Source organism: Ferruginibacter sp. (assembly GCF_031430955.1).
Lineage (GTDB): Bacteria > Bacteroidota > Bacteroidia > Chitinophagales > Chitinophagaceae > Ferruginibacter.
Genome location: NZ_JANPCM010000682.1, coordinates 1 through 7,622, shown reverse-complemented (window position 1 = coordinate 7,622; position 7,622 = coordinate 1). Strand labels below are relative to the sequence as shown.

Annotated in this window: 4 protein-coding genes and 1 pseudogene; 2 read left to right on the top strand and 3 right to left on the bottom strand. The window is 35.9% G+C overall.

From position 1 onward, the window contains the following. The coding region (locus ACY65O_RS19480; RefSeq protein ID WP_462222525.1) for a DUF1801 domain-containing protein at positions 1 to 292 on the top strand (292 nt) is incomplete at its 5' end. A 686-nt stretch (positions 293 to 978) separates the two neighbouring features. On the opposite strand, the gene ACY65O_RS19475 is transcribed toward ACY65O_RS19480, so the two are convergent. After that, positions 979 to 3,051, bottom strand: a complete 2,073-nt coding sequence (locus ACY65O_RS19475) for a TonB-dependent receptor (protein WP_462222524.1) — start codon at positions 3,049 to 3,051, stop codon at positions 979 to 981. Between the two features lie 52 nt (positions 3,052 to 3,103). Between ACY65O_RS19475 and ACY65O_RS19470 the strand changes: the two genes are divergently transcribed. Beyond that, positions 3,104 to 4,405, top strand: a complete 1,302-nt coding sequence (locus ACY65O_RS19470; RefSeq protein ID WP_462222523.1) for a PQQ-dependent sugar dehydrogenase — start codon at positions 3,104 to 3,106, stop codon at positions 4,403 to 4,405. 10 nt (positions 4,406 to 4,415) lie between these two features. On the opposite strand, the gene ACY65O_RS19465 is transcribed toward ACY65O_RS19470, so the two are convergent. Together ACY65O_RS19465 and ACY65O_RS19460 are read right to left on the bottom strand one after the other, a co-directional pair. Further along, complete coding sequence (locus ACY65O_RS19465) at positions 4,416 to 6,548, bottom strand: hypothetical protein (RefSeq protein ID WP_462222522.1); 2,133 nt, start codon at positions 6,546 to 6,548, stop codon at positions 4,416 to 4,418. A 206-nt stretch (positions 6,549 to 6,754) separates the two neighbouring features. Further along, positions 6,755 to 7,622, bottom strand: a pseudogene (locus ACY65O_RS19460) (DUF4450 domain-containing protein); the annotation flags it as partial.

The window sequence follows — 7,622 nt, the reverse complement described above, 5'->3', positions numbered from 1 at the left end:
GGTGGGAGAACGCATAAAATGGAACAACCCCAGTTTTTATTATACCGGAGAAATGAAGCCTTTTGACCCGAAAGAATATAAAAGAGAAATAGTGGTGTTTAATCTTTTTAAAGAAAAGATAATGCTGGTTTTTCCCAGTGGCGCAAAAGTAAAAAATACATACGGATTATTAACCGGCGATTATAAAGATGGAAGAAGGATTGCAGTATTAAAAGATATGGCGGATGTTAAAACAAAAGAAAAGGATTTACAAAAAATTATTAAAGAATGGTTGAAGCTTATAGATAAATAATACCAATTAGACATTGAATCTATCTGATTAAAAAAATGTCAGGTTGAGGTACTCATAAAAGAAAAATTTAAGCTCTTTGCAAATGACAAAACTTCGATTCCATCGGAGTGTCAGTCCCGATTGAAATCGGGATTGTCGAAGCCGATGTGCTTCTTTAAACCCGCTTTCGACAAGCTCAAGCTGACAGTCTAATAATTTGAAAGTAAGTGTTTTGCATAATGTGTAATTAGCAGCTTGTCGAAACCGGTGCAATGTTAGCCCGCCTTCGACAAGCTGAGGCTGACGGTATTGTTTCAGTGTCTAATTGGTATAAATCTTGAAAAAAATCATCGTCATAATTAATATAGCAATATTTAAAAAAATGCGTTGTCATTTGCCGGGACAAATGAACAACCGCATTTTGAAAAAACATCTTTCAGGGTGGGTAAAAAATATTTGCAACTTACAACAGTAAAAATAACAGGGCTTGTATTAAATTGTCAATAGCCGATCAGGATATTTTTATCTTTACGATAAGTCAATTATTTTTCCGGTGCCCAACAAATAGGGTAAACAGGGATGGACATTTATTGATCTTTCAAAAATTTAAAAGCAATTTTACAGGTACTTTAACCCTTGCTTATGATGAAGCAGCGCCCAAAAAATTAACCAATCTAATAAAATTGAAAGAAAAAAATAATTATTCATTAAGGATTTTTAGATTTACTCCATTCAAAGGCAATGCCGGCATAATAATTTTTTGCCGGAGCCGCATTATAATATCTTCCGCCTGCAGCATTTATATCATTACCCAAACTGTACGTTTCGTTAAGCAGGTTATCAACACCAAAGTAAAAATTTAATTTATTATTAGTTTTCAAATTAACTTTCCAACCAACCCGGCAACCTAATAAGTGATAAGCATCTGCCGATACCGCATTAGCATCATCTAAAAATATTTTATCAGCATAATACCAGGTGCTGTTAAAATAAATTCCTTTTTTAAATTGTACGTCTGCCAAAACAGCAATGATGTTTTTAGGCACACTGGGTAAATATTTACCTGAAAAATTAATAGTACCTTTTTTAAAATCGCCGTATTTAAAATTACTGAGTGTGTAAGAAGATTTCAACACCAGGTAATTAAGAAAAGTATTTTTAAAAGCAATAGAATAGTCGGCACTTATTTCAATTCCTTTTTGTTGCGTATTACCTGCGTTTACAAAATAATCGGCGTTGCTGCTGTCTTTTCTTGTTACCAACGCATTGTTCAGTTTAAAATAAAAACCTGTTGCTTCTACACGTAATTTATTTTTAAAAAAAGAAAATTTCCCTCCCCCTTCATAATTAATTCCTTCCTCTGCTTCTAAAAAAGTGCTGATAGCCCCGGTGGATGGAAGCAACTCTGAAATAGTTGGCGGCGAAAATCCTTTTGAAATACTTACAAATACAGCATTATTATTTATTTTTTTTTGAAGAGCAAGCCTTGGAGATAATTGATTTTTATAAGTGCGGCTTTGCTGCACCACAGGGTAATTGTTCAATCTTGTAAAATCTACTTTCGATTTATTGATGCTGGCGCCTGCAGTAATAATCCAGTTTTCTTTAATACTAATATCTGCCTGTGCAAAAATGGTGTAGGTGCTGTACCGGATATCATCATTAGTTTGTAAAGTATCGGGGTTACCATTTTTATTTTTACTCACCTGTGTATTAAAAAATCCTTCCTGCAATTCTCCTCCGGCAACCAATTGTATTTTAGTTTCATTTATTTTTTTATCATAAATAAAAGAAGTTCTCCCGCCAAAGCCTGGTTCGTTCCGGCGTTCGTAATTACGGAATGTGGGGTTTTTTATTTGTGCAAATGCGCCGTAAAGTATAAGGGTGTTCTTAAAATTATCGTTGAAATTATATTGATGATTTATTCCTGCGGTAAAATTTTTTTGATAGATGGCAGCTTTTGCTGTGGCTGCGGAAGGGAAGCCACCAGCAGCCGGCCTTGCCTGTTTTGGATTGGCTGTAAATTCAGCTTTAGTTAAACCACCCGGTGTTTCGTAAAATAAATTATTATATAAAATACTTGCGGTGAGTTGCTGTTTATCAGAAATTTTAAATTGAGAAATAAAATTTGCATTATCTCTTTTACTTTTTGCATTATTCCGATAGCCATCACTTTCATTATGAGCATAACTGATAAGACTGTGACTATTTTTTTCGCCAAAACTTATGGAAGATAAAAAATTTTGCAGGCCGTAACTGCCAAAAATATATTCGGCTTTCAGGGAAGGTGTAAAAGAATTATCAAAACTGTTCATCAACAATACTCCACCAGTACCTGCGCCATACATACTGCCCGCCGGGCCTTTAATTATTTCTATCGAAGAAAAATTATTAAATGCAAACTGATTAAAATAAGTGTTGCCACCTGCATCGGTAACAGGAATACCGTTCCAGTAAACCTTTACATTTCTTACCCCAAAAGGAGAACGCAGCGAACTGCCCCTGATGTTGATACGGTAACTGCCCGGCGAACGCTCCTCCATCCTTACACCGGCAATTGCATTAAAACCATTTACCAAAGAAGTTTTATTAAATCTGTCGGCATTATTATTGCTTAAAACTTTTACAATAGTACCGCTGTTGATGATCCTGTTCTGCTCAAAGGCCGTAACAACAATTTCATTCATCGACAATGTTGAATCACCAACAATCTTTTCCTGTGCAGCTGCATTCTTTTGCAGGGATAAGACTATTAATAAATAAAAAATATATTTTTTCATCAAAATAATTATTTTGCAAAGCTATGCCGTAATTTTATAAAAATAACTTCTGATGAAATTTAAAATTGCATACATAACATTTTTATGCCTGATAATTTTCACGGCATGCCATAATACAAAAAACATTAACACAAGTTCTAAAAATGCTAATAACACTGAAGGATTTGCTGAGACAGTTCAACTTCCTGCGCCGTTTGCTACGCCAGCGGTTAGAAATAATTCTAAAACAATTGGCTGGCCGCAGGATAAAGCTCCCATTGCTCCCGAAGGATTTTCTGTAACAAGGTTTGCAGAGAGATTGGATAACCCACGCTGGATTTATGTGGCACCCAACGGCGATATTTTTGTTGCCATGGCTAATACAGTTAGCGATGGATTTACAAAAAGCACCGGTGATATAAAGTTGGGCAAAAGCAGCAACACCATCTTATTTTTAAGAGACAATGATGGCGATGGTGTTGCAGAAATTAAAAAAGTATTTTTATCGGGGTTAAACCGTCCGCTGGGAATGCTTATTTTAAATAACAAATTTTATGTGGGCAATACCGATGGTTTATGGATGTATCCTTACGAAACCGGGCAAACAGAAATGACAGTTACAGGAACAAAAATTTTAGATTTGCCTGCAGGTGGTTATAATAATCACTGGACAAGAAATTTAATTGCTAACAGAGATGGCACAAAAATTTATGTGTCAGTTGGCTCGGGCAGTAATGTTGCAGAACATGGTATTGACAATGAAATCCGCAGGGCAAATATTTTAGAAATAAATCCTGATGGCAGCGGCGAGAGAATTTATGCAGGTGGTTTACGCAACCCTGTTGGAATGGGTTGGGCAACAGGTACAAATATTTTATGGACAGCAGTAAATGAAAGAGATAATTTAGGTGATGACCTTGTACCGGATTATGCAACCAGTGTAAAAGAAAATGGTTTTTACGGATGGCCGTATGCCTACTATGGAAAAAATGCAGACCCGAGAATGAAAGGCGAAAGGATGGATTTAGTTAACGCAACTATTACTCCTGATGTATCAATGGGAGCCCATACGGCATCGTTAGGTTTAGTTTTTAATGAAAACAATTATTTAACCAGGCCTTATTTTGGCGGCATGTTTATAGGCCAGCATGGCTCATGGAACCGCAGCGTACTCTCTGGCTATAAAGTGGTGTTTGTTCCATTTGCCAATGGAAAACCATCAGGACCTGTGCAGGATTTTTTAACCGGCTTTATTGCAGATAAAGATAAAAGCACTGTTTATGGCCGGCCGGTAGGTGTGGCATTTACACAAAACGGATCGCTGCTGGTGGCAGATGACAGAGGCAACACTATTTGGAGAGTTGCAAAAAAATAGTGTCATTTTTTTATAGCATCTTCTTTAATCCTTCCCACTTTACTTTCCATTTACCATTTTTGGGTATGCCAGGATTTGTTATTGTGTTACCGTCATAACCGGCACACATCATTGCAATGGCAGTGAGTAAGCCGCCGTTGCCCGGCAAATAAATAGTTAATCGTCCATCCTGGTAATTATGCCCGTTATTTAAATAGGTGTTGGTAGTGATGTTCATCAATAAAGCATCAATGGCTTTTTCGGGTTGGCCTAATCGTGTGGCTGTCATTGCTGTCATAGGAAAATCCCAGCCCCACGTATCTTTCCAGCTCCAGTTATCCCAAATCCAGTTGAAAGTATTTTGCATAATTATTTTATTTACCATTGGCGTTTCGGGTGCCATCCCCAATGCACCCAATACAGAAGGATGATCAGTTTTAAATTCTGGATTGGTGTAAGAGTCTGTTGCACTTTCTGTAAACAAATACCTGTCGCCTTGTATGGGTAGTGGTGATAAATTATTAATTACCGCATCCCATTTTTTATTGCGTGGCAAGTGCAAACGTTCTCTCCATAGTTGTGCAGTTGATAATGCCCAATGCCAATACGCTAATTCGTACGTGGGATTAAAAGTTGTATCTGCTTTAAATCTTTCCTGGGCTGCAATTACACCTTTGCCTAAAACATATTTTTTAGTTACTGAATCGTATCGGGCAAAGGAAGCCATAAAATCGGCAGTGGCAAAAACAAGATCTTTATATTTATTCAGTGTTTGCAAATTTGTTTTTTGACGATATACCAACTCAGTAAAATAAATATAGTGCGGTTGTTGCCAAATTAAAAATGCACCGATTGACGATGGCACTTCTCTCCCATCATTGTCCGTCATTTTTTGCCAGCGCACACCTTCATAACCCTGGCGCTGTGCAATAGCTTTTGCAATTGGTGCAACCTTATCGTACCAGGCCAAAGTTTTTTCCAATAAATCAACTCTGCCCCATAATGCAAAATGCACGGCGTGCCACCAATGCATTTCAATATGCGGTTTGCCATACCAGCTATTGTAAGTTAAACCAGTTTCCTGGGGAGGATTAACGCCTTCGCATTGTATTTTGGTGAGGTATTGTGAGAGCACAATTCTTCTTTCTAATTCTTTTGCTCCTGAATCGGTGCTGCCGGTAAAATCAACTACAGCACCATGTAGCCAGAATGATTGCCATGAAGTAATGCTATTAGTTTTTATTTTTTCAAAAGAAGGAAGATTGATATTTTTTGAATCTGCTGTAAATTGACAACTGAATTCAAATACATCCGCATTATTTGGTTTTAATATAAAGTAATGTTTTTGTTTTGCAGAGATATCTGCCCTTCCTTTCCAGTTTAAAAGTAATTTATAATTTGTTGTATCAAGTTGATGCGTAATCACTGCAGCATTATGGGATGTTTCTTTTAAAGTTGACTGATGTTTTTCTTCTTCTTTAAAATTATTGCCCATATCTGCCCAGCCACCGGTTGGATAGGGCAATCTGATACGTACACTGATTTTTTCTTTTTGTATTAATGAAGAAATAATTTTAACTCCAATAATATCCTGTTGCTGATGACAAAATGTAATTACTTCTACAGGAATTTCATCAACAGTAAACTTAGAATGAATTTCACCAGTCCACATGTTCAAAGTTTGCTTGATATTTTTTACATCTTTAACTTTAAAAATGCTGCCATCATTTTTTATTATTTCCAAACCAATATTGGCTAAATGTAAGCGGTGCAAATTTTGGCGGAAATAATTGGATGCATTTTTATTTTGTTCGGGAATATTCCATTGCACCATGTATTTTACATCACTTCCGTTAAGGTGATATGTTTTTAATGCTTCTTCTTCTTTATAATTATTTGTATTGGGAAAACTATGCCAGCCCCATTCACTTTGTGTGCCCAGCGGAACGCCTTTTGCATAAGCATCCGGGAAAGATTGTAACCCTGTTGCATCAACTGTAAATGCAAATTTGCCATTGCCAACAGACAAAGATGAAAGTGTATCCATTGTTTTGTTGATGACAGTGTGTCTTTCAACAAGAGCTTTTCTGTTGATGGGTTGTGCTCCTAATTTTTGCGAACAAAACAAAAATGCAACTATGGTATATATAAATATTTTTTTCATTAAATAATTATCTAAATTTTGTTTTAATTTAATTACACCGTCCCTTTAGATAGGTGATATAAGGCTCAAGTTGAACAGGGCTTTTGCCCAATCAATATTTGAGCAAAAGCCCATTCTCAAATATTTATTTTATCCCTGGCCTGAAGGCAATTCAAAAGAACTATTAAATAATTACAGCTTTTAAATTAACTGTTACTTAGATAAAATTATCTGACCAATGTTAAACTCATCAATCCTGCAACTACTTCATTAGCTAAAGTAACTAATTGCAAAGTTTTTAATTCTTTATCTTTTTGCAAAGGCATTTCTATTACTGTTGCAGCTCCGCCATCAATAGCACGGTTGCTAAAACCTTTAATGGAAGTATAGTTATTAAATGATTTTGTAAACTCCCCTGTTTTTAAAATTAAACGGTAAGGCTTTGGTGCACCGGTAGTAAATGCAAAACCGTCTTCCAAATAATCCTGTTCTATTGGCCACCAGTTTGAAGGATTGATTAATGGCAATTCCTCTGTTGTGGCATCTGCATAAGTAACTATAATTTTTGCATTGGTAAATTGTGATTGCTGGTGATTGGTACTGCCTGCCATTAAAAAATATGCATGTTGTGCTTTGCCATTTAAAGGTATTGTTGTATACTTTGGATAATTATCCCATTGCGATGTATAAATAATATTCTTTGCGTCCATTGCTGATGGTGTGGCAAAAGGAATTTTATCTAAATAGATTTTATTTTCCACCCCAGCTTTTACTCTCATACCACTATCATTAATATTTGCTTCCGTTAAAGGATAACACCAGTTGCCAATGCCCTGCCAGGGAATTTGCAGTGTGGGTGATTGTGGACGTGGAGAAAGATATTTATTTTTAAAGATTTGTGTTAGTTTATCGTTGAAGTTTGGCTGCAGATCTATAGTTGAAAATTTAGTACTATCATCGGGCTTAAAATCAACATAAAAATTTTCTATAGAAATTACAGTTCTAAAATTTATCGGCTCAAACCAAATAGCATCACCCTGTTGTAATTGCAAAAAAGCAGAATGAAACTTCCCGTCACTTATTGTTTTAAAATTA

Excerpts from the sequence above, each read along its gene's own strand:
- ACY65O_RS19470 (WP_462222523.1), top strand. The coding sequence starts at position 3,104 with ATGAAATTTAAAATTGCATACATAACATTTTTATGCCTGATAATTTTC.
- ACY65O_RS19465 (WP_462222522.1), bottom strand. The coding sequence starts at position 6,548 with ATGAAAAAAATATTTATATATACCATAGTTGCATTTTTGTTTTGTTCG.
- ACY65O_RS19475 (WP_462222524.1), bottom strand. The coding sequence starts at position 3,051 with ATGAAAAAATATATTTTTTATTTATTAATAGTCTTATCCCTGCAAAAG.